Below are 21,874 nucleotides of genomic sequence, written 5' to 3'. Positions count from 1 at the left end.
AATAAGGCAAGGTAGAATTGAAAAATCACTACTTTTGCAAATTGATAAAAGAGCGACGGTTTTCTATGACAAAAAAAGTGCTGGTTGTTGATTGGTTGGATAAATATGGTGGTGCCGAGCGTGTTATAAGTTCATTATGTACTGTTTTTGATTTTTCGAAATGTTACTTGCTCATTAATATTATGAACAAGAACAATTTGAATAAAGTCTTTGCGAATAAGTTGATTCCTGTTGAGGAAACTGTAATACGACACTTTGGATCAAAGTTCAGATATATGTTCTTTACGTTTTCCGGTGTGGTGAGAAGGATAAAAATTGAAAAAGATGTAGATGTCATTATCTCTTCATCACACGCCATAGCAAAAGGGGTTAAAAAATCGGGAGCTCATCAAGTTCACATTTCCTATTTTCAGGCACGAAACCTCAAATATATCTGGGATGACTACAAATTGTATTTTGGATGGTTGAGGTATATCATGTTCCCTTTGGTGGTCATTATGAGAAGAATGGATGTAAGAGATGCGCAAACACCTGATTTTATCATCTCGAATAGCCATTTTGTAAAGGAATGGGTAAAAAGGACGTATAATAGGGATTCTGAAGTGATCTATCCTCCGGTAGACCTTACAAATTTTAGTCTTGTAACAGAAAAAGAAGATTATTATGTTGCTGTAGGAAGGATCGAACCTTATAAACGATTTGATATTGTAATCGATGCTTTTAATACTACCAATAAGAAATTAATAGTTGTGGGGGACGGTAGTCAGTTGAAGGAACTGAAGGATAAAGCAAATTCTAATATTAGTTTCGTTGGATTTGTAAGTTCAGAAGAAGTATTTAAATATATAAGTAAAGCAAAAGGCTTTATTCATGCCGGAATAGAAGATTTCGGCATTGCCCCAATTGAAGCTCAGGCGTGTGGCACACCTGTAATTGCCTATGGTTTCGGAGGGGTTTTAGAAACTATAGTGGAAAACAGCACAGGAGTGTTTTTTAAAGAAGAAAACAAAGAAAGCCTAATGGCAGCACTTCATAATTTTGAAGCAATTAATTTTGACTATAATGCAATTCGTGAGAATGCCGAACGGTTTAGTCAACATAAATTTGAATCCGAGATCGATTCATTTGTTGAGGATAAAATAAAGAATAACGATTAAGAAATATACATGAAAATAGCAGTAATAGGAACCGGATATGTGGGGTTGGTAACAGGAACATGCCTGGCCGAAACAGGTAACGAGGTGGTTTGTGTCGATATTGACGCTTCAAAGGTCGAAAAAATGAGACAAGGGATCGTCCCTATTTACGAGCCTCACCTCGATCTGCTCTTTGAACGGAATATTAAAGCGAACCGATTGTCATTCACCACTTCCCTGGAAGAAGGTCTGGAACATGGAGATATTATTTTTCTGGCCTTACCTACCCCCGAAGATGAGGACGGATCTGCAGATCTCTCTTATGTACTGGGTGTTTCGGAAGAGATAGGAAAGAAAATTAAACAGTATAAGGTTATCGTCGATAAGAGCACGGTGCCGGTGGGTACTTCAGAAAAGGTACATGCCGTTATCGCTGAAAATGCAATATGTGAATTCGATGTGGTTTCCAATCCCGAGTTCTTAAGAGAAGGTTTCGCTGTGGACGACTTCCTGAAGCCCGAACGAATAGTTGTTGGCTCTAGCAGCGACCGCGCTACCGAATTAATGCAAAAACTCTACCGCCCTTTCGTTCGCTCCGGAAATCCAATAATCGTCATGGATGAAAAGTCGGCAGAACTTACAAAATACGCCGCCAACTCATTTCTGGCAACCAAGATCACTTTTATGAATGAGATCGCCAATTACTGCGAAAAGGTTGGAGCCGATGTCGATAAAGTGCGAGTGGGAATGGGTACCGACTCCCGAATAGGAAAGCGCTTTTTATTTCCGGGTATAGGTTATGGCGGATCTTGCTTTCCAAAAGATGTAAAAGCACTTCAAAAGGCCGGAAAGGAAGAAGACTACGACTTTAAAATCCTGAATGCCGTGATCGATGTCAATCAAAAGCAAAAAACCATATTACTCCCTAAAATGGATGACTATTTTGGAGATCTTTCCGGAAAGAAAATTGCTGTTTGGGGACTTGCCTTTAAACCAGAAACAGACGACATAAGAGAAGCACCTTCAATAGATATGATGAATGGGTTGCTGGAAAAAGGAGCCTCCCTTTCGGTTTTCGATCCTGAAGCCATGCCAAACATTAAACGAAAGTTTGGTGAAAAATTATCCTATGCCGATTCGATGTACGCCGCATTAAAAGACGCCGATGCGCTACTTATTTGTACAGAGTGGAGCATTTTCAGAACACCTGATCTGAATAAAATAAAGGATTTGCTGAAATCACCTGTCATTTTCGACGGAAGAAATCTTTACAATGTTAACGATCTTCAATCTGAAGGGTTTACGTATATTTCAATTGGAAGGAACGAAATAAGAGCATGAAAAAAAGGGTACTAATTACAGGAGCAGCCGGATTTTTAGGGTCTCATCTTTGCGATAAATTTATTTCCGAAGGATATAAGGTCGTGGGGATGGACAACCTTATTACCGGAGACCTGAAGAACATAGACCATCTGTTTAAGTTAGAAGACTTCGAATTCTATAACCACGACGTAACTACCTTTGTACATGTGGCAGGAAAGATCGACTATATTCTGCACTTCGCATCTCCGGCAAGCCCGATCGATTATCTAAAGATCCCTATTCAGACTTTAAAGGTGAGCTCCTTGGGAACCCACAACCTGTTGGGACTTGCAAAGGAAAAAAAGGCTCGTATTTTAATTGCTTCTACTTCGGAAGTCTATGGAGATCCCTTAGTACATCCCCAAAGCGAAGAATACTACGGAAACGTAAGTACCATTGGTCCGCGTGGAGTATACGATGAAGCAAAAAGGTTTCAGGAATCCATTACCATGGCATACCACAGATTTCACGGTCTTGAAACCCGTATTGCACGAATTTTTAATACCTATGGTCCTCGAATGCGACTCAATGACGGAAGAGTAATACCGGCATTTATTGGACAGGCATTGCGCGGTGAAGACCTTACCGTATTTGGAGACGGAATGCAAACCCGATCGTTTTGCTATGTAGATGATCAAGTGGAAGGGCTTTACAGCTTATTGCTTAGCGATTATTCACTTCCGGTGAACATTGGAAATCCCGATGAGATCACTATCCTCGATTTTGCCAAGGAGATCATCAAACTCACGGGAACCAATCAAAAAATTGTTTTCAAACCTCTTCCGCAGGACGATCCCCTGCAACGAGAACCGGATATTACTAAAGCACGTGAGATCTTAGGGTGGGAACCCAAAGTTGGCCGTGAAGAAGGGATGAAAAAAACCTATGAATATTTTAAGGGGTTAACCGAGGAAGAACTTTTTAAAAGTGAACACAAAGACTTCTCAAAGCATATTAGGCACTAGCAAATGATTTTTAAGAGAGGGAGATATTCGGGGTTTTTAAGACCAATTTCATATCTGGTGGATCTGGTGATCATTCATGTGCTGGCGCATCAGTTCTTTGATATAAATTTTGAATACCTCAACTATATTATTTTTATTTCCCTTGCCTGGATCATATTATCTCTTAAATCCAATTTTTACGAAATCTATCGGTTTACCCATGCGGCGAAGATCATGTCCCTGATCGGAAAACAAGGATTGATATTCTTCCTCATCGTTTTTGCATTTTTTGGTTTTTACAATAACGTAGAAAGTGATCCATGGGCCATTGTACGCTATGTTTTGCTGGTGATGTTGTACATCACCATCATTAAATTTACCGTGTATTATCTACTGAAAAAATACCGCCTGCATTTAAAAGGGAACTTAAGAAGAGTCGTCATCATTGGTCTAAATCAAAAAACCGATCAGTTGCGAAAGTTCTTTATCGACAACCCCGAATATGGTTACGATCTTTTAAAAACCTTTAATTTAAGGGGAGAGAACAAAGATGATATTCAGGAATGTTTCGATTATATAAGCACACACAAGATTGACGAGATCTATTCTTCGGTAGCCGAAATAAACAACAGGGATCTGGTTAAACTTATCGATTTTGCCGACAACAATTTAAAGATCTTGAAATTCTTGCCGGACAACAAAGAGATTTATAGTAAGAAACTCGACTTTACCTATTACGGATATCTTCCTATACTTTCCATGCGTAGAATTCCTATGGAGGAACCTTTTAACAAATTCATTAAGCGAAGTTTCGATATCGTTTTATCCTTATTTATTATTTTGGGGATTCTCTCGTGGTTAACACCAATTCTTGGTCTGGCCATTAAGCTCGAATCCAAAGGCCCTGTTTTCTTTAAGCAAAAAAGAAACGGTCTTGATTACAAGGAATTCTTTTGTTATAAATTCCGATCCATGACACCAAATCCCGAAGCTCACTTGTTTCAGGTACGTAAAGGAGATGAACGAATTACAAGGGTAGGAAAGATCATCAGGAAGACGAGTATCGACGAATTGCCTCAGTTCATTAATGTGTTAAAAGGCGACATGTCTGTGGTTGGTCCACGGCCTCATATGGTAAGTCATACTCACATGTACGCCGAACGCATCGACAAATTCATGGTGCGACATTTTATAAAACCAGGAATTACGGGATTGGCACAGGTTAGTGGATACCGAGGTGAAGTAGAAAATGACAGTGACATCATTAATCGCGTGAAATACGATATCTTTTATCTGGAGAACTGGTCATTGTTTCTGGATATAAAGATCGTTTTTCAAACCATCTACAATGCGATCCGGGGAGAGGAAAAAGCCTATTAACATGAAGAATAAGCCATTGGTTTCGGTCATTACACCCCTTTACAATGCCGAAGGCTTTATTGCTCACACCATCGCCAGTATTCAGAAGCAAACCTATACACAATGGGAATTGATCTTGGTGGATGACGCTTCTACCGATACTTCCCTGAAAATTGCCAAGTCGCATGCTAAAGAAGATCCCAGAATAAAGGTTTTTTCAATTGAGAGGAATGAAGGAGCAGCTTACTGCCGGAATTATGCGACTAGGCTTGCAACAGGGGAATACATTGCTTTTCTTGATGCCGATGACCTTTGGCATTCTCAAAAGCTGGAAATACAGCTTCAGTTTATGCAGCAAAACGATTGTGCCGTGTCATTTACAAGTTATCTTCATATCGACGAATTGGGAAATTCCCTTCATAAGCGGATTGTTGCCCTTCCGAAGCTTAGCTACGCCAAACAACACCGTAACAACTATATTGGGAACCTTACCGGGATGTATTCCGTAGAAAAATTAGGAAAAATAGAAGCCCCAAAAATTCGGAAACGACAGGATTGGGCTGTTTGGTTGGAGGCCATCGACAGAAGTGGAAAACCCGCCTTAGGCATTGATCAGGATCTTGCGTATTACAGAGTAAGAAAAGGCTCCATAAGCGCCAACAAATCGAAACTGATTAAATACAACTATCGCTTTTATCGCACCTATTTAGGTTACAATCCGTTGAAAGCCTTCTATAATTTGTGTCTTTTTTTCGTGGAGTATTTTTTTGTCCGACCAAAATATATCCAAAAAAAGAACTAGTTTTTTAAGTGGTCTGCAATCTCAATGATCTGAGGTTTTCCCGAGGGAGAAGCTGCGATGTGCTGCACATGTTCAAAATCGATCTCCATACTTTTTTTAACCAAAGCCTCCAGCTTACTTTTCACTTGTATAAGGGTGTCCGGAGATAATTCGGTATCGTTGTCGGTGATATAGTATATGGTGAGCAGATCGCGCTCTTTTTGGAGCACCTTATATTGTTTTATATCATTAAAATATTCGAGTATCCCTGTAAAGCTGTGTACTACCAAGACTTCTCCTTTTGGTGTCTCGATCACATCGGTTTCTCTTCCGGTAATCTCTTTTAACAAGGGGTAGTTAAAATTTCGGCCTTCAGGATAATCTTCCTTGGCCAATAAAACTCCAAGATCCCCCAATTTGTAACGCAACAAGGGCATAGCAAAGTTTGTAAGTCCGCTTACCAATATATGACCGCGCTCTCCGTCTTTTACTTTGCTTCCATTGTCATCTACGATCTCGAGATAGACATGAGGTGACATGATATAAAAATACGGGAGATCATTTTTACATGCCATTAAATAGCCTTCGGCGCAACCATAAGTGTTTAATATTTTGGGATTACCGAAGGCAGTATTGAAATTTTCCACAAAATGATCAAACAGTTTATCACCGTAAGATATAACGGTATCGAACTTTACAGGCTCACCATTTTTTAAAGCATATTTCGCTATTTCGTTGATGGCAGACGGATACCCGGCAATATGCTTTGGTCTTTTATTTTTAACGGCGGCCAGGACTTTTCTGATTGCCTTCTCATTCAACGAAAAAGCCTCCAGATAGTACACTTTAAAAAACAGATCTTTTAGCTTTTTAGGAAGGGTTCGGTTTGGAGAGATACCTGTTTGAAGCAGGGTTTCTCCGGGTTTGTAACCGCGCCACATCCACCAATGGGTTTGCAGAGCCCTTAGGTAAAAGGTGTGATCCGGGGTCATATATGTAAAGGATTGAACACCACTGCTTCCGCTGCTGTGATGTTTTTGAAGTTCATCTTTACTGAATGTATCGGAAATCAAAGCATCTGTATGTTCACGTAAGATCGCTTTGGTAAGGATCGGAAAATCCTGAAGGGTCCGATTTTCGGGTAGCTTCAGATTTTTATAGTACGGAACATGTTCGCAGGCGTATTGGATCATTTCCTTCAGTTTTTCCTGCTGAAGGTCTTCCAGTTCGGTTTCGGTCATCCCATCATATTGCTTCCATTGCTTCACATACTTACTGAAGTTTCCGCTGAAAAAAAGCGAACCTGCAGGAAGAACTATATGTTTTAGAAACCAAGAATACAACGTATGGAATTTGACCTTTTTCGGACTAAAAATTAGTAGGTGAATTTACAAACAATTATTTTTGAAACCGAAATAAAAACCTCCTTTCAAATGAACATTCTTGTATTGGGCTCCGGCGGCCGTGAACACACATTTGCCTATAAGATCGCACAAAGCAACCGATGTGATCAACTTTTTGTTGCTCCCGGAAATGCCGGCACCGAAACCATAGCAACGAACGTCGCAATTTCGGTAACCGATTTTAATGCGATCAAAGATTTTGTGATCGAAAAAGACATTGAAATGGTAGTAGTTGGCCCAGAAGATCCTTTAGTACAGGGCATCGCCGATTATTTTAAGGAAACACCTGACTTAGAAAACGTAATGCTCATTGGTCCGTCAAAAAGAGGAGCCTTGCTGGAAGGGAGTAAGGAACGTGCTAAGGAGTTTATGATGCAGCATAAAATACCCACAGCGGCCTATGCCAGTTTTACTGCCGAAAGCCTAGAGGCAGGGAAAAAATTTCTGGAGTCATTATCTGCCCCATACGTTCTGAAGGCCGATGGACTTGCCGCAGGAAAGGGAGTCTTAATTCTTGAAGATCTTAATGAAGCAAAAGCCGAACTGGAGAACATGCTTACCCACAGCAAATTCGGTGCTGCTAGTGCAACGGTGGTGATCGAAGAATTTTTGGACGGTATTGAACTTAGTGTTTTTGTGTTAACCGACGGGAAAAATTACAAATTACTTCCCACAGCCAAGGACTACAAGCGAATAGGCGAAGGGGATACCGGACTCAACACCGGAGGTATGGGCGCCATTTCACCCGTGCCTTTTGCCGATAGCGAATTCATGCAAAAGATAGAAGAGCGTATCGTAAAACCAACCATCAACGGACTTAAACAAGAAAGGATCGATTATAAGGGATTTGTTTTTATAGGGCTTATTAAGGTGAATAACGAACCCTATGTAATTGAATACAACGTGCGAATGGGTGACCCGGAAACCGAAGTTGTGCTTCCCAGATTAAAGACCGATCTGGTCGATCTTTTTGAAGCGACATTTGAGCAAAGATTGAATGAGGTAGCTCTTGAAATTGATTCACGGGCAGCTACAACCGTGATGTTGGTCTCCGGAGGTTATCCCGAAGCATATCAAAAAGGAGAAACTATTAATGGAATAGATGAAGTAACCGATTCCATAGTCTTTCATGCCGGAACAGCCTCAAATGGAGAAACTATTGTCACTAATGGAGGACGCGTTATGGCCATCACCTCATTGGATGACGATTACAAAAAGGCACTAAAAAAATCCTATCAAAATATAGATAAACTATCTTTTAACAGGATGTATTTTAGAACCGATATAGGGTTCGATCTATTGTAAAAAGGAATGTGAAGTTGAAGTACGATCTTCTTCACCATTGTCGTTGAATATTTTTAGCTGCTTCATCCAGTAAAAGAAGGCAACAAACCCAATTGCGATAAAGATCCAGGTCATAATGTTTGCCAACCACCAGCTATCCAGCTGAAGGGTTCTTAAAGCGTCAAAAGGCCAAAAAAGAAATTCTTCGGTGATATATTGTATTCCTTCAAAAAAATCTTTCCAAGACATATCTGTATATTTATAGCACAAAAATATAAATTACCCTTCATGCTTACAAGCTTTTTCAGTAAATCTAATCCTATAAATTATCTAATTAGTGGGATATTGCTTTGTTTAGGGTATTTTCTTGCGGTAATTACTTCAGAAACTGAAATGATCACCACCGTTTTGGTCTTAGAGCATATTTTTTATCTTGGGCTGGCGGTTTTTATGATGTTACTTCTGGATTTTGTTATTCGGAAGAATGATCTTAATCGTCAAAATACCTACGGAATCGTAATCTTTTCGGGCTTTTTAATTTTCTTTCCGGCTGCCTTTCTCAACCGAGAATTGCTCGCCACGAATATGTTTTTATTGCTTGCGCTTAGAAGGATCCTAAGTCTGCATACCGATAAAAATGTCGAAAAAAAGATCCTGGATGCCGCTCTTTGGATTAGTCTGGCCGCCCTTTTTTATTTCTATGCGCTACTGTTCTTTATTGTGCTCTATTATGCTATTCTTCAGCGATCTCAAGCCAGTTATCGCTATTTTGTGATTCCTGTGTTGGGTTTTTTCGGAGTGTTTATGTTAGCGAACACCTATTATCTGCTTACTGAAGATTCACTCATTTGGTTACTTCAATGGCAAAAGCCCATTGGCATGGACTTTTCAGTCTATAATGAAATTTCACTGCTAATTCCTACAGCGATCTTTGGCACATTTTTGATCTGGACCTCTACGCACCGCTTATTGAAATTAAAAACGGTTTCACGTAAGGACCGACCAAATTACTTTTTAATGTTGGTGGTCTTGTTAATCTGCCTGTTCCTTGGAATGTCCACTCCTGAAAAGAGTGGTGCGGAGGTTATTTTTATGCTTGGCCCGTTGGCCATAGTCACAGCAAGTTACCTGGAACGATTGGACGAGTTTCTGTTTAAAGAACTCCTGTTGTGGGGCATTGTCGTTCTTCCTCTGGTACTGTTTTTATTTGTGCGCTAATACTCTCAATGACCAATAAACTCTTAAAATTATAATATCTTTGTTATAGTATTAAATATGCGGTTTCAAAAGAGATCTAAAACAAAAACGTATCATGTTCAGTAAACTTGCCAACGAGATTTTTCTAAAAGTAATTGTGAAATACCATAGGATCAACACAGTAGACCAACCTTTCAACAACCCCTACGATAAAGATGATGAACTGTTGAAGCATCTCTTATACCGAAAATGTTGGATAGATACCGTACAGTGGCACTACGAGGACATCATTCGAGATCCCAACATAGATCCGGTGGCAGCGCTTACCCTAAAGCGAAAGATCGATGCTTCCAATCAGGATCGAACCGATATGGTAGAATATATAGATAGCTATTTCCTAGAAAAATACAAAGACGTTGTTCCCGATGACAACGCCACCATCAATACTGAAAGCCCTGCGTGGGGTGTGGACCGACTCTCCATCTTGGCGCTTAAGATCTACCATATGAACGAAGAAGCGACACGGGCCGATGCTTCCGAGGCTCATCGTGAGGCATGTGGTAAGAAACTGGGCATCCTATTGGAACAACGAGAAGATCTAAGTACTGCCATAGATCAGTTGCTGGAAGATATTAAAGAAGGCCGTAAGTATATGAAGGTCTATAAGCAGATGAAAATGTATAATGATGACGAGTTAAACCCGGTTCTGCGGGGGGAGAAATAGCATTGACTTTGCCTAGACCAGAGCACATACTTGTAATTCGTCTTTCTGCACTTGGAGATGTTGCAATGACGGTTCCGGTATTAAGTGTACTTACACAAACCTACCCCAATTTAAAAATTACGGTGGTCTCCCGTAAATTTTTTAAGCCACTCTTTCAGGAGTTGTCTAATGTTGCGTTTTTGGAAGCTGATGTGTACAAAAAACACAAGGGATTTAAGCTTCTAAAACTCGCAGATGAAGCTCAGACTTTAAGAGTTGATGCGGTAGCCGACCTTCACAATGTGATAAGGTCTAAGATTTTATCGGGTTACCTCAAATTAAAGGGATTAAAGGTGGCTACTATAGATAAAGGGCGAAAGGAAAAAAAAGCATTAATAGGCGGTTCAAAAAAAAATTTTAAGCAATTAAAATCTACACACCAACGGTATGCCGATGTATTTGCACGTCTGGGATACCCGGTCGATCTAAAAAAATTTCAGAAACCCGGAAGAAAGCAACTCACCACTCGCTTGGTTACTTTAATTGGAAAGCATACTAAAAAAGCTATTGGGATCGCTCCTTTCGCGGCTTTCCCCAGTAAGATGTATCCGATGGAACATATGCAAAAAGTGATAGCGTCGCTTGACAGCTCTGGCGAATATCGCATCTTTTTATTCGGTGGAGGGAAAAGGGAGATCGATCAGTTAAACGAATTAGAGAAACAATTTGAATCGGTAACCAATATTGCAGGACAACTCAATTTTGAAGATGAGCTTGCACTTATCTCGAATCTGGATCTCATGATCTCCATGGATAGTGGCAACGGTCATTTAGCTGCTATGCTGGGAATACCTGTACTAACCTTATGGGGGGTTACACATCCCTACGCCGGGTTTACGCCGTTTGGGCAGTCAAAAGAAAATCAGTTGTTATCAGACAGATCGCAATACCCACGAATTCCAACTTCAGTGTATGGGAATACATTTCCCGAAGGCTATGAAAACGCTATGAAAAGCATTTCGGTCGAAAAGGTACTGCAGAAGATAGCCGCTATACTTTAGGCATCATCATAGTCGAGCACAATTGTGGGAGTGGTGGGATGCGATTGACAGGTTAGTATTAACCCTTCTGCCAACTCCCCATCGGTAAGGATCTGGTTTTTGCGCATTTCTACCTTACCTTCCGTGAGCCGTGCAATACAAGTACTGCAAATTCCGCCTTGACATGAGTACGGTGCATCCAGTCCTTCTTCTAATGCAGCATCCAGTACAGACTTTTCCTGAGGCATGGTAAAAGTATATACTTCGTCGTCCAGTGTAATGGTCACAGCAGTATTTCCGTCGTGTTTTTCAACAAGAAGACCTTCTTCAGAAGTGGTAAAAAGTTCGAAAAAGATTGCTTTTTCATTTACCCCGTTTTCCTTCAATACCGAGGTTACCTCATCGATCATGGGTTCGGGTCCACACAGATAGTAGGCATCAAATTGACGATCGACAAATTTATTCTTTATGATGTAGTTTACGGTAGATCGCTCTATCCTACCAAACATAGCATCTTCCTCCTGTGTTCGACTATAGATAAACTCAACATATAATCGGGTGGGATACCGTTGCATCAATTGGAGTAGATCACTGTGAAACATGGTTTCTTCCATGGTGCGGTTTCCAAAGACCAACACAAAGCTCGTATCTTCCTTTTTTTCGAGTACGGTAGTGATAAGAGAAAGCACAGGGGTGATCCCGCTTCCGGCGGCAAATGCAAGATAGTTTTTAGAATTTTCACGGGCAGCGTCTAAAGTAAACTTTCCCTGTGGCGGCATCACTTCAAGACTATCACCCACTTTTAAGGCTGTATTGGCAAAGCTTGAAAAAGCACCCTTCTCAACCGCTTTAACCCCTATCTTTAACACACCACTCTCTGGACTGCTGCATATCGAATACGCCCTTCGCAACTCTTTGCCGGCGTCTATGTGCTTTATAGTGATATACTGCCCTGCTTTAAAACGAAATGTTTCCTTTAGGTGATGTGGTATGCTGAATGTGATAGAAACAGCATTTGGAGTCTCTTTTTTAACTTCAGAAATGGTTAGTGAATGAAAATCACTCATAGGGTTTTAAATTTTTCAGCAAAAATAACAAATACTTCCCGCCTTGGCCTCTTAAAAAGCCTCTTTTTAAAACGACTGTTTGCCTGTAAACAGGGCAATTTTTAGATAAATTCAGCTTTAGATATTAAAAAGAAACGTATTTTTACCGCTCCTTCGATTTTCTACATACTAAAAGCGAAGGATTTAAGTTAGAATATCATATAAACGCAACAAATTTTGAAGGCCACATATAAAATTACCCTTTTTTTATTGGCTGTCCTTTTTCTGGCAGCATGTTCACGAAAGAAAAATACCTTTATGAGCAGAAACTATCATGCGGTTACAGCCGAATATAATGCGCTGTATAATGGTGGTTTGGCTTTTGAAGCAGGAAAAGAAGAACTCACACTTACCTACCGGGATAATTATTGGGAAATTCTGCCTGTGGAACGATTCGAGCAGGAAGAATCGATGACGCTTCCAGGGCAATCCAAGGATCCCAACTTTAACCGTGCCGAAGAAAAGGCGGCAAAGGCTATACAAAAGCATTCCATTTACATTGACGGTAAAGAATACAACCCACAGATCGATGAAGCCTATATGATGCTGGGTAAAGCCAGATATTTCGATCAGCGGTTCATACCTGCCCTGGATGCTTTTAATTTTATTCTGAATAAATACCCCACCAGCAACAATATCAATCGGGCCAATGTATGGAAAGCGAAGACCAATATTAGGCTTAATAATGAAGATATCGCTCTGGAAAACCTTCAGGAAATGATGAAGGAAGCCGATCTGGATGACGAAGAGCTGGCTGAAGCTTCAGCGATTATGGCACAGGCCTATATTAACCTCGACTCCATTTCCGAAGCTGTACCTTACATAAAACTCGCTTCAGAATACATTCAAGACAATGAGCTAAAAGGACGCTATGCCTACATAAAGGGACAGCTGTACAATCGTCTGGGCGAAAGAGACAGTGCCAATATGGCTTTCGACGAAGTGATCGAACTTAATCGAAAATCGCCCAGAGTGTATATGATCAATGCTTATATCGCTAAAGCGCGTAATTTCGATTACGACAAGGAAGATCGCTCGGCCTTTTTGGAATTACTTCAGGAGCTGGAAGCGAATCGTGAAAACCGACCTTTCTTGGACAAGATCTACAACCAGATAGGAGAATACTACCGAAGCACAAAAAATATAGACACGGCAGTGATCTATTACAACAAATCGATCAAGGATTTTAAGAATGACAGGACATTACAATCCATGAACTACTCGACGCTGGCAGAGATCAATTTTGATGCTGCGGAATATAAAAGAGCAGGTGCCTATTATGACAGCACCTTAAATTTCTTGGAAGAAAACTCCAGAACCTGGAGACGTTTCAAAAAGAAACGCGAAAATCTGGATGATGTTATAAAATACGAGGACATTGCGACATTAAACGACAGTGTGCTGCGGCTGGCGAATATGAGCGAAGCACAACAAAGGGCTTATTTTGAAGATTACACAGCTAGGTTAAAGGCGCTGGCGATCGAAGACTCTATTTCCAGCGTAAAGGCAGAAAAGCAGATTGCCAACAATGAATTTTACAAAAAGGAAAACAAGACTGCAGGAAAGGAAACTCAGGGAGGTAAATTCTATTTCTATAATTCAGCTACAGTTGCCTTCGGAAAACAAGAATTTAAAAAGCGATGGGGAGATCGAAATCTTGAAGATGACTGGAGACGATCCAGCAAACGATCTACAGGAATTACCAACGAAGTTGTGGTGGCGGAAGAAGTAGTTCCTATTTCTCAAAATGAAATGTTTAAGCCGGAGACCTATCTCAATATGCTTCCAAAAACACAGGAAGCCATCGATAGTATTACCAAGGAGCGAAATTTTGCCTACTACCAGTTAGGACTAATTTACAAGGAAAAATTTAAAGAATACGGTCTGGCGGCAAACAGATTAGAGAAACTGCTTAGTTTTAATCCCGAGGAACGATTGATCCTTCCGTCGAAATATAACCTGCATAAGATCTATGCTCAATTGGGGGATATGGCGATGTCTGATAAATACAAGAATGATATCATTAATAATCATCCCGATTCGCGTTATGCAGAAATTTTACTGAACCCGAATACGGTACTGGCCACAGACGAATCCAGCCCCGAGTTTAAATACAAAGCGCTGTATAAAGAATTTGAAGCGGCGAAGTATCAATACGTAATCGATACCAGCGACGAATACATCATACTGTATAACGGAGATGACATCGTACCCAAATTGGAATTACTTAAAGCAACGGCTATTGCCAGACAACAGGGTTTTGAAGCCTATAAAAAGGCCTTGAATTTTGTTTCCCTCACCTATCCGAACTCCGATGAAGGTAAACAAGCACAGCAGATCTATTCGCAGGTTCTGCCTAAGATCGCCAATAAGAATTTTATTGCCGATGAGGAAAGTGACAACTGGAAAGTAATGTATCGTTTCGACAGTGATAACAGGGAAGCTGCAATTGCGCTTCAGGAAAAACTGGACAAAGCTATCACCGAATACAACTATTACAATATGTCTACCTCTATAGATTATTATGATCCGCAAACGATCTTCGTGATCATTCACGGACTCAACACACGTTTAGGAGGAAGAGGATTCGGAGAAATTTTAAAGGAGAACAAAAAGTACAAGATCAAAGATCCGTTCTTTGAGATCGCTACTCAAAATTATAAGATAATTCAGATACATAAGAATCTCGATGAGTATCTAACGGCAGCCCCTGTAGAACAAAAGGAAGATAATCCCCAAAAATAATCGATATGTTTTCAGATAAAAAAGAAAGGAGCATTATGGAACCAACAGCAAGCCAAAACAGAATTAATGAAGGAACAAAGCTTAAGGGTGATATACATTCGGAAGGGTTTTTCAGAATTGACGGAATTATTGAAGGGAATGTAACTACTCCTTCAAAAGTAGTAGTGGGAAAATCGGGGAAGATCAACGGAACCCTTACCTGTGAAAATGCCGATATTGAAGGAACCTTCGATGGTAATCTGGATGTTTCCGGAACCCTAACTTTAAAATCTACTGCGGTGATCAATGGCGATGTTGTCGTTGGGAAACTGGCTGTAGAGCCGGGGGCAACTTTTAATGCTTCTTGTGAGATGAAAGGCTCATCTAAGCCAAAAGCTACGCCTGAAACGGCTACATCAACGTCATCAGAAGACAAAAAATCTCAAAACCACCCTTTTGACAGAACCCAACGAATCCAAAAAACGAAGGCAGAGCAAAATTAATAGCTACGCCCGTTATTCGGGTGTCGCCTTTCAAATGCTAGCAATTATTGGTTTAGGAAGTTTTGGAGGTGTAAAACTGGACGAGGCCTTCCCTAACAAATATTCAGTTTGGACGATACTTTGTAGTTTGGGATCGGTGGCCATTGCGATGTACTTTGTCATTAAACAAGTGAGTGATTCTTCAAAAAAAGACAATGACTAAAGATCTGCTAAAATTTAGCCTGAAACTTTCTGTTTTTACGGCGCTTCTATGTGCGATACACTATTATATCTTTCTGAATTTCTTCGCAGCATACGAACTCTATTTGCCCATCTGGAGCATTTATGTGTTTAATGCTGTATTGGTTTTAATTGTTTTCGGAATAATTTATTATAAAATTTCACAGGGAAACAAGAACGTGATGAATATTTTTTTGGGATTGACCCTGGGGAAGATGTTTCTCGTTATAATTTTTTTATTGCCTGTGTTTATTGGTGATATCGCACATCCAAAAGTGGAGGGCATTCAATTTTTCATTCCTTATTTTCTCTTTTTAGCCTTCGAAATTACACAGTTACATAATTTTTTAAAAAAGCAATAAACAAAGCTTTATTTGGTTTGTCAATTCATTTACTATTAGTACATTTGCACCAAATTTCAGGAACGCAAATTTACTCTATTGAAAACGACTTATTTTACCGCCATTAAGAACCTCATTTTAGGGGTGTTTTTTATTCTAGTAGCTTCCACCGCGTTTGGCGCATCGAACGCATCTCCTGAAGGATCTGAAGAAGATAAACCCTTCGACACCAAAGAGCTTATTTTTCATCATATTAAAGACAGTCACAGCTTTCATATAGCCGGAGACTTGTCTGTCTCGCTACCTGTTATATTATTTACTGATAAGGGGCTGGTAACATTTATGTCTGGAGAATTTCATCACGATGTAGACGGGGAAGTGATTGTAGAGCGAAAGGGCTTAAAATTTGTGAATCTTCATGAAAAGATATACCAGTTAAACGAAGGTGAAACAGAAGTTAAGTTTGATGCGGAGCATCATGCAACCAACGCTGAGCGACCTTTAAATTTTTCCATTACCAAGAACGTGTTTTCCATGTTTTTGTCACTTTTTATCATCTTGACCATATTTCTTTTAAGTGCAAGATCGTATAAGAAGTCGAATAATAATTTGCCTTCTGGTATTGGCAAATTTATGGAGCCGATCATTCTGTTCATTAGAGACGAAGTAGCCATTCCAAACATTGGAGAAAAGAAATACATGAAATACATGCCATTTTTATTGACATTGTTTTTCTTTATTTGGATCAACAACGTTATAGGTTTGATCCCTGTATTTCCATTTAGCAGTAACTTAAGCGGAAATATCGCGTTTACCGTAACATTGGCTTTATTCACGTTTATTATAACATTATTTAGCAGTAAAAAATACTATTGGAAACACATGCTTTGGATGCCGGGATTACCGGTTCCAATGAAGCTGTTTTTGGCACCGATCGAATTCATGGGTATGTTTATAAAGCCTATCGCATTAACAATTCGATTGTTTGCAAATATAACCGCAGGACATATTATTGTACTGAGTTTAATATCACTAACATTTATATTTAAAAACTACATTGTAGGAGCAGGATCTGTGTTGTTCGTAGTGTTTATTAGTGTTATTGAAGTGCTGGTTGTAGCAATACAAGCTTATATCTTTACCATGCTATCGGCATTGTATTTTGGACAAGCTTTAGAAGAGGAACATTAATTAATTTTTAAATATTTAAACTATGAGTTTAGCATTATTACAGGAAGTTGCTACAAACTTTGGACCTATCGCAGCTATTGGAGCTGGTTTAGCAGCCATTGGTGGTGGTATCGGTGTAGGTAAAATTGGTGGGGCAGCTATGGAAGCCATGGCTCGTCAACCAGAAATGCAAGGTAAATTACAAGGTTCTGCAATTGTACTTATCGCCTTTATTGAGGCGGTAGCACTTTTCGGGGTGGTTGTATCCTTCCTTGTTGCCGGTTAAAACAAAGAACAAAGGTGTAACGGTTGGTTACACCTTTGTTTAAATATTTTAAATTAATTAGATAATCATAATAATATGGATTTAATAACTCCGGAATTAGGACTTATTTTTTGGACAGGAATTTCCTTTTTGATCCTGCTTTTCATCTTAAGAAAGTTTGCCTGGAAGCCAATTTTAGGGGCTGTGAACACCAGAGAGCAATCTATAAAGGATGCTCTTGCTGCTGCTGAAGCTGCCAAATTGGAAATGCAGAATCTCAAAGCCGACAATGAGCGTATCCTGCAGGAAGCTCGTCAAGAGCGTGAGGCAATGATGAAAGAAGCAAGAGAACTTAAGACCAAGATGATCACTGATGCAAAAGATGAGGCTAAGGAAACTACAGATAAAATGATCGCTCAGGCACAGGCTGCCATCGAAAGTGAAAAGAAATCTGCAATGGCCGAACTAAAAAATCAAGTTGCCGAATTGTCTCTGGAAATCGCAGAGAAGGTCGTTAAAGCTGAACTTTCAAACAAAGACAAGCAATTGCAGTTGGTTGAGAATATGTTGGACGACGCCAAATTAAATTAAGACACTCATGAACGGAAGTAAAGCAGCCATCCGATACGCTAAAGCAGTATTACAACAAGCCAACGATGCTAATTTAGCCAACGTTGTGTTTGGAGATATGCAATCCGTACAAGCAACACTCGAGAATAGTAAAGAATTAAGAGTGGTATTAAAAAGTCCTGTGGTTAAAGCCGAAGACAAAAGAGAAGCGCTATTAAAGATCTTCAGCAGTCAGTCAGACAATACAAAGGCACTCATTAAGACTTTAATTGAAAACCAGCGAATAAATTTATTGGGCGATGTTGCGGGAAGCTATATTAGCCTTTATAATGAAGAACAGGGTGTAAAAGTTGCAAAAGTAACTACCGCCGTGCCTCTTTCGGAAGCGTTGGAAGCTCAGGTATTGAAAAAAGTTAAGGAGCTTACCGGAAGTACTTCGGTAACCATAGAAAATAGTATTGATGAATCTATAATAGGAGGCTTTATTCTTAGAGTAGGAGATCTTCAGTACAATGCGAGTATCGCAAACCAATTAGGAAATATAAAAAGAGAATTTAGTAAATCATTATAGTCCTTTGCCAAGGCAACAGACTATACCTATAATGTAAGAAAATGGCAGAAGTTAAACCCGCTGAAGTATCAGCAATCTTAAAGCAACAACTTTCAGGTTTTGAAGCAACAGCTTCATTAGATGAAGTAGGAACTGTATTAACCGTAGGAGATGGTATTGCCCGTGTTTACGGACTTGCAAACGCTCAGTATGGTGAATTAGTAGAATTCGAAGACGGATTGGAAGGTATCGTACTTAACCTGGAAGAAGACAACGTTGGGGTTGTATTGTTAGGTCCTTCAAAAGAGATAAAAGAAGGGGCAACTGTAAAAAGAACTCAACGTATCGCCTCTCTTAAAGTTGGTGAAGGGATTACAGGCCGTGTGGTAAATACGCTTGGTCAACCTATAGACGGAAAAGGTCCTATCACAGGCGAAACTTTCGAAATGCCATTGGAGCGTAAGGCTCCGGGAGTAATTTACCGTCAACCGGTAACGGAACCCTTACAGACAGGTATTAAATCGATTGACGCCATGATCCCTGTAGGTAGAGGTCAGCGTGAATTGGTAATTGGTGACCGTCAAACAGGTAAAACCACCGTTTGTATCGATACCATTTTGAATCAAAAAGAATTTTATGATGCTGGTGAGCCGGTGTACTGTATTTATGTAGCTATCGGACAAAAAGCATCTACCGTGGCAAACATCGCTAAGGTACTTGAAGATAAAGGTGCTCTTGCCTATACAACTATTGTTGCTGCAAATGCATCAGACCCTGCTCCTATGCAGGTATATGCACCATTTGCCGGAGCAGCGATCGGAGAGTACTTCAGAGATACAGGTCGTCCCGCACTTATCATTTACGATGATCTTTCGAAGCAGGCAGTTGCATATCGTGAGGTATCCCTGTTACTTCGTCGTCCACCTGGACGTGAAGCATATCCCGGGGATGTATTCTACCTTCACTCCAGATTGTTAGAGCGTTCTGCAAAGGTGATCGCCGATGATGATATTGCTAAGACCATGAACGACCTTCCAGAGTCCTTAAAAGGAATCGTAAAAGGGGGAGGATCTCTTACAGCTTTGCCAATTATCGAGACTCAGGCAGGAGACGTTTCGGCCTATATTCCAACAAACGTAATTTCGATTACCGACGGACAGATCTTCCTGGAATCTGATCTTTTTAACGCGGGTGTTCGTCCTGCGATCAACGTGGGAATTTCAGTATCACGAGTGGGTGGAAATGCCCAGATCAAATCGATGAAGAAAGTTGCCGGAACACTTAAACTGGATCAGGCACAATTCCGTGAATTGGAAGCCTTCGCTAAGTTTGGTAGTGACCTTGACGCCGCGACATTAAATGTAATTGAAAAAGGAAAACGAAATGTTGAGATCCTGAAACAGGCTCAAAACGACCCCTTCACAGTAGAGGATCAGATAGCGATTATCTATGCAGGTTCAAAGAATTTACTAAGAAATGTGCCTGTGGAGAAAGTGAAGGAATTTGAAAGAGACTATTTAGAATTTCTGAATGCAAAGCATAGAGAAACTCTGGATACTTTAAAGGCTGGTAAGCTAACCGATGAAGTGATTGATACGTTAACTTCGGTAGCTGCAGATCTTTCAGCAAAATATAAAAAGTAGTTAGATATTAGTACGAGGGACTGAGGGGTATTTATCCTCAGTGCCCTGTACTTTGCTCTCAATTCAATAAAAGAATGGCAAATTTAAAGGAAATACGTAATAGGATTGCTTCTGTGGGTTCAACCATGCAGATCACCAGTGCCATGAAAATGGTATCGGCTGCCAAGTTGAAAAAGGCACAGGATGCTATTACTGCAATGCGCCCTTATGCCGATAAACTTACTGAACTATTGCAGAATCTGAGTGCTACCTTGGATGATGACAGCGGGAGTAAGTTTGCAGATCAGCGTGAAGTAAATAAAGTTTTGGTTGTTGCCATCACTTCCAACAGAGGTCTGGCAGGTGCGTTTAACAGTAATATTATTAAGGATGCTGTAAAACTTGCTAAGGAGACTTATGCCGGAAAGGAAGTGGATTTCTTTACAGTGGGTAAAAAGGGGAACGACATTTTAAAGAAGTCGTCTAAAATTACGGCGAACAACAATGCTATTTTCGACGATCTTACTTTTGAGAATTCCGCAGAGATCGCTCAGCAATTGATGGACATGTTCTCTGAAGGAAAATACGATAAGATCGTGTTGGTTTATAACAAATTTAAGAATGCGGCCACGCAAATCGTTATGAACGAACAGTTTCTACCAATTCTTCCTCCTAAGGTGAAAGCAGATTCTGAACCAAAAGGGGCAGCCGACTATATTTTTGAACCTTCAAAAGTAAAGATCGTAAAGGAATTAATTCCGAAGAGCTTAAAAACACAGTTGTTTAAGGCGATACGGGATTCTGTTGCCAGTGAACACGGTGCTCGTATGACGGCCATGCACAAGGCAACCGATAACGCAACCGAGCTTCGCGATCAACTTAAATTACAATACAACAAAGCAAGACAAGCTGCGATTACCAATGAGATTCTTGAGATCGTTGGTGGAGCCGAAGCACTTGCGGGATAGTTTATCTAACCTACTTATAATAAAAAGCCTTTCCTAATACTACGGGAAAGGCTTTTTTCGTTTCCCGAACCAAATTTTATATTGTAATTTTATTTCTATGAAATATCAATTACATCTCGTCGCTATGTTATTTGGAATCGTGATGCTATGTGTCGGTTTTGGCTGTGGAGGTTCGAAAACAGATTACAAGCTCACTAAAACCCCTCCCTTCAGTTTAGGAGAAGTGTATGCGCAGCCATGGGTAGCAGGAATTCCATCGGGAGGATCTGGCACCAATCTCCATATATCGTTTCAATCCTTTACCGATGCGGTGGTCATAGACAGCATTTATTTCAGAAACCACATCGTAAAAGCTCAATTGTCTCCAGAAATCCGGAACCAATATGTGGGGTATTTTAAACATATAAGGAAACCGGATGTGATCATGGATTCAGATCCGTTGAAGGAAGCACAGAACACCCCTCCCGTGCCGTTTCCATTCGATCTGGAAGATGAGGAGGCCGTTATAAGCTATTTTCATTATGGCGAAATGCGCTATTATAAGATCAAAAAGATTGAAATCAAATCCATGCTGGCGTACCCTGCTTCTAATATGAAGTCTGATAACTAATGTTGTTAAACCTGATA

General features: G+C 40.2%; 23 protein-coding genes. 20 read left to right on the top strand and 3 right to left on the bottom strand.

The features are described 5' to 3' along the window. Positions 1–65: 65 nt before the first annotated feature. The 5 genes from ALE3EI_RS04540 to ALE3EI_RS04520 are packed head-to-tail and all read left to right on the top strand — an operon-like array spanning position 66 to position 5,603. Complete coding sequence (locus ALE3EI_RS04540; protein WP_186991285.1) at positions 66–1,157, top strand: glycosyltransferase; 1,092 nt, start codon at positions 66–68, stop codon at positions 1,155–1,157. Between the two features lie 9 nt (positions 1,158–1,166). Continuing rightward, positions 1,167–2,477, top strand: a complete 1,311-nt coding sequence (locus ALE3EI_RS04535; protein ID WP_186991284.1) for a UDP-glucose dehydrogenase family protein — start codon at positions 1,167–1,169, stop codon at positions 2,475–2,477. Further along, the gene (locus ALE3EI_RS04530) at positions 2,474–3,463 is read left to right on the top strand and encodes a UDP-glucuronic acid decarboxylase family protein (RefSeq protein WP_186991283.1); all 990 of its coding nucleotides are present in this window, start codon (positions 2,474–2,476) and stop codon (positions 3,461–3,463) included. Before ALE3EI_RS04535 ends, ALE3EI_RS04530 begins: the two co-directional genes overlap by 4 nt. A 3-nt stretch (positions 3,464–3,466) precedes the next feature. Beyond that, the gene (locus tag ALE3EI_RS04525) at positions 3,467–4,822 is read left to right on the top strand and encodes an exopolysaccharide biosynthesis polyprenyl glycosylphosphotransferase (protein ID WP_186991282.1); all 1,356 of its coding nucleotides are present in this window, start codon (positions 3,467–3,469) and stop codon (positions 4,820–4,822) included. A 1-nt stretch (position 4,823) separates the two neighbouring features. After that, entirely contained in the window at positions 4,824–5,603 is a 780-nt protein-coding gene (locus ALE3EI_RS04520) for a glycosyltransferase family 2 protein (RefSeq protein ID WP_186991276.1), read from the top strand. On the opposite strand, the gene ALE3EI_RS04515 is transcribed toward ALE3EI_RS04520, so the two are convergent. Further along, positions 5,600–6,925 (bottom strand): AMP-binding protein, encoded by a 1,326-nt coding sequence (locus ALE3EI_RS04515; protein WP_186991274.1) that lies wholly within the window; start codon positions 6,923–6,925, stop codon positions 5,600–5,602. The genes ALE3EI_RS04520 and ALE3EI_RS04515 overlap by 4 nt on opposite strands. A gap of 90 nt (positions 6,926–7,015) precedes the next feature. On the opposite strand from ALE3EI_RS04515, the gene purD reads away from it, so the two are divergent. Continuing rightward, positions 7,016–8,290 carry a phosphoribosylamine--glycine ligase gene (purD, locus tag ALE3EI_RS04510; RefSeq protein ID WP_186991272.1) on the top strand — a complete coding sequence of 425 codons (1,275 nt, stop codon included), beginning with the start codon at positions 7,016–7,018 and terminating at the stop codon, positions 8,288–8,290. On the opposite strand, the gene ALE3EI_RS04505 is transcribed toward purD, so the two are convergent. Further along, positions 8,282–8,518 carry a DUF6341 family protein gene (locus ALE3EI_RS04505; RefSeq protein WP_186991270.1) on the bottom strand — a complete coding sequence of 79 codons (237 nt, stop codon included), beginning with the start codon at positions 8,516–8,518 and terminating at the stop codon, positions 8,282–8,284. The genes purD and ALE3EI_RS04505 overlap by 9 nt on opposite strands. Positions 8,519–8,557: 39 nt before the next feature. Here ALE3EI_RS04505 and ALE3EI_RS04500 point away from each other — a divergent pair, with 39 nt between their 5' ends. The 3 genes from ALE3EI_RS04500 (at position 8,558) to ALE3EI_RS04490 (ending at position 11,230) form a co-directional block, all read left to right on the top strand. Continuing rightward, positions 8,558–9,487 carry a DUF6427 family protein gene (locus tag ALE3EI_RS04500; RefSeq protein WP_186991269.1) on the top strand — a complete coding sequence of 310 codons (930 nt, stop codon included), beginning with the start codon at positions 8,558–8,560 and terminating at the stop codon, positions 9,485–9,487. A gap of 94 nt (positions 9,488–9,581) precedes the next feature. Then, positions 9,582–10,190, top strand: coding sequence for a DUF4254 domain-containing protein (locus tag ALE3EI_RS04495; protein ID WP_186991267.1), 609 nt, complete (start codon positions 9,582–9,584; stop codon positions 10,188–10,190). 8 nt (positions 10,191–10,198) lie between these two features. Then, the gene (locus ALE3EI_RS04490; RefSeq protein ID WP_233280000.1) at positions 10,199–11,230 is read left to right on the top strand and encodes a glycosyltransferase family 9 protein; all 1,032 of its coding nucleotides are present in this window, start codon (positions 10,199–10,201) and stop codon (positions 11,228–11,230) included. Here ALE3EI_RS04490 and ALE3EI_RS04485 read toward each other — a convergent pair. After that, positions 11,227–12,276, bottom strand: coding sequence for a ferredoxin--NADP reductase (locus ALE3EI_RS04485; protein WP_186991265.1), 1,050 nt, complete (start codon positions 12,274–12,276; stop codon positions 11,227–11,229). The genes ALE3EI_RS04490 and ALE3EI_RS04485 overlap by 4 nt on opposite strands. A 216-nt stretch (positions 12,277–12,492) precedes the next feature. On the opposite strand from ALE3EI_RS04485, the gene porW reads away from it, so the two are divergent. The 11 genes from porW to ALE3EI_RS04430 all read left to right on the top strand — a co-directional run bounded on the left by porW (position 12,493) and on the right by ALE3EI_RS04430 (position 21,857). Continuing rightward, a complete protein-coding gene (gene porW / locus ALE3EI_RS04480; protein ID WP_186991262.1) occupies positions 12,493–15,060 on the top strand; it encodes a type IX secretion system periplasmic lipoprotein PorW/SprE in 2,568 nt (855 codons plus the stop codon). Positions 15,061–15,095: 35 nt separating this feature from the next. Further along, entirely contained in the window at positions 15,096–15,542 is a 447-nt protein-coding gene (locus ALE3EI_RS04475) for a bactofilin family protein (protein ID WP_317172989.1), read from the top strand. Further along, on the top strand, positions 15,496–15,744 hold the full coding sequence (locus ALE3EI_RS04470) for an AtpZ/AtpI family protein (RefSeq protein ID WP_262891077.1): 249 nt from the start codon (positions 15,496–15,498) through the stop codon (positions 15,742–15,744). The genes ALE3EI_RS04475 and ALE3EI_RS04470 overlap by 47 nt, the downstream gene beginning before the upstream one ends. After that, a complete protein-coding gene (locus ALE3EI_RS04465; RefSeq protein WP_186991256.1) occupies positions 15,737–16,123 on the top strand; it encodes a hypothetical protein in 387 nt (128 codons plus the stop codon). The genes ALE3EI_RS04470 and ALE3EI_RS04465 overlap by 8 nt, the downstream gene beginning before the upstream one ends. Positions 16,124–16,201: 78 nt before the next feature. Next, positions 16,202–17,293, top strand: coding sequence for a F0F1 ATP synthase subunit A (atpB, locus tag ALE3EI_RS04460; protein ID WP_233279998.1), 1,092 nt, complete (start codon positions 16,202–16,204; stop codon positions 17,291–17,293). A gap of 22 nt (positions 17,294–17,315) precedes the next feature. Further along, complete coding sequence (gene atpE, locus ALE3EI_RS04455) at positions 17,316–17,558, top strand: ATP synthase F0 subunit C (RefSeq protein WP_186991246.1); 243 nt, start codon at positions 17,316–17,318, stop codon at positions 17,556–17,558. 75 nt (positions 17,559–17,633) lie between these two features. Beyond that, the gene (locus ALE3EI_RS04450) at positions 17,634–18,128 is read left to right on the top strand and encodes a F0F1 ATP synthase subunit B (protein ID WP_186991244.1); all 495 of its coding nucleotides are present in this window, start codon (positions 17,634–17,636) and stop codon (positions 18,126–18,128) included. 7 nt (positions 18,129–18,135) lie between these two features. Further along, entirely contained in the window at positions 18,136–18,678 is a 543-nt protein-coding gene (atpH, locus tag ALE3EI_RS04445) for an ATP synthase F1 subunit delta (RefSeq protein WP_186991243.1), read from the top strand. A 41-nt stretch (positions 18,679–18,719) separates the two neighbouring features. Continuing rightward, positions 18,720–20,300, top strand: coding sequence for a F0F1 ATP synthase subunit alpha (gene atpA, locus ALE3EI_RS04440; protein WP_186991241.1), 1,581 nt, complete (start codon positions 18,720–18,722; stop codon positions 20,298–20,300). Between the two features lie 74 nt (positions 20,301–20,374). Further along, positions 20,375–21,247 carry an ATP synthase F1 subunit gamma gene (gene atpG, locus ALE3EI_RS04435; RefSeq protein WP_186991239.1) on the top strand — a complete coding sequence of 291 codons (873 nt, stop codon included), beginning with the start codon at positions 20,375–20,377 and terminating at the stop codon, positions 21,245–21,247. A 97-nt stretch (positions 21,248–21,344) separates the two neighbouring features. Next, on the top strand, positions 21,345–21,857 hold the full coding sequence (locus ALE3EI_RS04430; protein ID WP_186991237.1) for a hypothetical protein: 513 nt from the start codon (positions 21,345–21,347) through the stop codon (positions 21,855–21,857). Positions 21,858–21,874 lie beyond the last annotated feature (17 nt).

This window comes from Constantimarinum furrinae, from assembly GCF_014295415.1.
GTDB classification, from domain to species: Bacteria; Bacteroidota; Bacteroidia; order Flavobacteriales; family Flavobacteriaceae; genus Constantimarinum; species Constantimarinum furrinae.
The sequence above is the reverse complement of the archived record's forward strand: the minus strand, read 5'-3'. Positions and strand labels throughout refer to the sequence as shown.

Excerpts from the sequence above, each read along its gene's own strand:
- ALE3EI_RS04530 (WP_186991283.1), top strand. The coding sequence starts at position 2,474 with ATGAAAAAAAGGGTACTAATTACAGGAGCAGCCGGATTTTTAGGGTCT.
- atpH (WP_186991243.1), top strand. The coding sequence starts at position 18,136 with ATGAACGGAAGTAAAGCAGCCATCCGATACGCTAAAGCAGTATTACAA.
- atpG (WP_186991239.1), top strand. The coding sequence starts at position 20,375 with ATGGCAAATTTAAAGGAAATACGTAATAGGATTGCTTCTGTGGGTTCA.
- purD (WP_186991272.1), top strand. The coding sequence starts at position 7,016 with ATGAACATTCTTGTATTGGGCTCCGGCGGCCGTGAACACACATTTGCC.
- ALE3EI_RS04540 (WP_186991285.1), top strand. The coding sequence starts at position 66 with ATGACAAAAAAAGTGCTGGTTGTTGATTGGTTGGATAAATATGGTGGT.
- ALE3EI_RS04535 (WP_186991284.1), top strand. The coding sequence starts at position 1,167 with ATGAAAATAGCAGTAATAGGAACCGGATATGTGGGGTTGGTAACAGGA.
- ALE3EI_RS04500 (WP_186991269.1), top strand. The coding sequence starts at position 8,558 with ATGCTTACAAGCTTTTTCAGTAAATCTAATCCTATAAATTATCTAATT.
- ALE3EI_RS04485 (WP_186991265.1), bottom strand. The coding sequence starts at position 12,276 with ATGAGTGATTTTCATTCACTAACCATTTCTGAAGTTAAAAAAGAGACT.
- atpE (WP_186991246.1), top strand. The coding sequence starts at position 17,316 with ATGAGTTTAGCATTATTACAGGAAGTTGCTACAAACTTTGGACCTATC.
- ALE3EI_RS04450 (WP_186991244.1), top strand. The coding sequence starts at position 17,634 with ATGGATTTAATAACTCCGGAATTAGGACTTATTTTTTGGACAGGAATT.
- ALE3EI_RS04465 (WP_186991256.1), top strand. The coding sequence starts at position 15,737 with ATGACTAAAGATCTGCTAAAATTTAGCCTGAAACTTTCTGTTTTTACG.
- ALE3EI_RS04495 (WP_186991267.1), top strand. The coding sequence starts at position 9,582 with ATGTTCAGTAAACTTGCCAACGAGATTTTTCTAAAAGTAATTGTGAAA.
- atpA (WP_186991241.1), top strand. The coding sequence starts at position 18,720 with ATGGCAGAAGTTAAACCCGCTGAAGTATCAGCAATCTTAAAGCAACAA.
- ALE3EI_RS04475 (WP_317172989.1), top strand. The coding sequence starts at position 15,096 with ATGGAACCAACAGCAAGCCAAAACAGAATTAATGAAGGAACAAAGCTT.
- ALE3EI_RS04520 (WP_186991276.1), top strand. The coding sequence starts at position 4,824 with ATGAAGAATAAGCCATTGGTTTCGGTCATTACACCCCTTTACAATGCC.
- ALE3EI_RS04430 (WP_186991237.1), top strand. The coding sequence starts at position 21,345 with ATGAAATATCAATTACATCTCGTCGCTATGTTATTTGGAATCGTGATG.
- ALE3EI_RS04505 (WP_186991270.1), bottom strand. The coding sequence starts at position 8,518 with ATGTCTTGGAAAGATTTTTTTGAAGGAATACAATATATCACCGAAGAA.
- ALE3EI_RS04525 (WP_186991282.1), top strand. The coding sequence starts at position 3,467 with ATGATTTTTAAGAGAGGGAGATATTCGGGGTTTTTAAGACCAATTTCA.